The sequence below is a fragment of the Methylobacterium sp. V23 genome (assembly GCF_002917135.1).
In the GTDB taxonomy this organism is placed as follows: Bacteria; Pseudomonadota; Alphaproteobacteria; order Rhizobiales; family Beijerinckiaceae; genus Methylobacterium.
On record NZ_PDHT01000115.1, the window covers coordinates 1 to 1,419 of the forward strand.

The following is a 1,419-nucleotide window of genomic DNA, read 5'->3' on the forward strand; positions in this document are numbered from 1 at the left end:
TGTTCCGATCTAACAATTTCACACAGGAAACAGCTATGACCATGATTACGCCAAGCGCGCAATTAACCCTCACTAAAGGGAACAAAAGCTGGAGCTCCACCGCGGTGGCGGCCGCTCTAGAACTAGTGGATCCCCCGGGCTGCAGGAATTCGATATCATTCTGGCCTCTGACGTTGTGATGGTCGCACGTGGCGATCTGGGCGTTGAAATCGGCGATCCGGAGCTGGTTGGTATCCAGAAAGCGCTGATTCGCCGTGCGCGTCAGCTAAACCGCGCAGTCATCACCGCAACGCAAATGATGGAGTCGATGATCACCAACCCGATGCCGACCCGTGCGGAAGTGATGGACGTGGCGAACGCCGTCCTGGATGGCACGGATGCGGTTATGCTGTCTGCCGAAACCGCAGCCGGTCAGTATCCTTCTGAAACCGTTGCCGCAATGGCGCGCGTCTGCCTGGGCGCAGAAAAAATCCCCAGCATCAATGTGTCTAAACACCGTCTCGACGTGCAGTTCGACAACGTTGAAGAAGCCATTGCCATGTCTGCGATGTATGCGGCAAACCATCTGAAAGGCGTTACCGCGATCATCACCATGACGGAATCCGGTCGTACCGCGCTAATGACTTCCCGTATCAGCTCCGGCCTGCCGATTTTCGCCATGTCGCGCCATGAACGCACGCTGAACCTGACCGCGCTCTATCGCGGAGTAACGCCGGTGCATTTTGATAGCGCGGCTGATGGCGTTGTCGCGGCACATGAAGCTGTTAATCTGCTGCGCGATAAAGGGTATCTGGTTTCCGGCGACCTGGTTATCGTGACCCAGGGCGATGTCATGAGCACCGTCGGTTCAACCAATACCACGCGTATTTTGACCGTTGAGTAAAACTCCCCCACGCCTGTTCATCAGGTAGTACAGGGTTTGTCAGCATAAAGCCTCTCTTACGAGAGGCTTTATTTATTTGATGGGATAAAGATCAATTCAGGCTTGGAGGATACGTATGACTAAAAAAATTTCATTCATTATTAACGGCCAGGTTGAAATCTTTCCCGAAGGTGATGATTTAGTGCAATCCATTAATTTTGGTGATAATAGTGTTTACCTGCCAATATTGAATGACTCTCATGTAAAAAACATTATTGATTGTAATGGAAATAACGAATTACGGTTGCATAACATTGTCAATTTTCTCTATACGGTAGGGCAAAGATGGAAAAATGAAGAATACTCAAGACGCAGGACATACATTCGTGACTTAAAAAAATATATGGGATATTCAGAAGAAATGGCTAAGCTAGAGGCCAATTGGATATCTATGATTTTATGTTCTAAAGGCGGCCTTTATGATGTTGTAGAAAATGAACTTGGTTCTCGCCATATCATGGATGAATGGCTACCTCAGGATGAAAGTTATGTTCGGG

General features: G+C 48.8%; 2 protein-coding genes. Both read left to right on the top strand.

Annotation, left to right across the window (positions count from 1 at the left end; translation table 11 throughout):
* The first annotated feature begins 139 nt into the window (after window positions 1-139).
* Window positions 140-883 carry a pyruvate kinase gene (locus CRT23_RS27495; protein ID WP_280952029.1) on the top strand — a complete coding sequence of 248 codons (744 nt, stop codon included), beginning with the start codon at window positions 140-142 and terminating at the stop codon, window positions 881-883.
* A gap of 115 nt (window positions 884-998) precedes the next feature.
* Window positions 999-1,419 (top strand): acyl-CoA reductase (locus CRT23_RS27500; protein WP_210202119.1); only part of this gene is annotated, 421 nt, incomplete at its 3' end.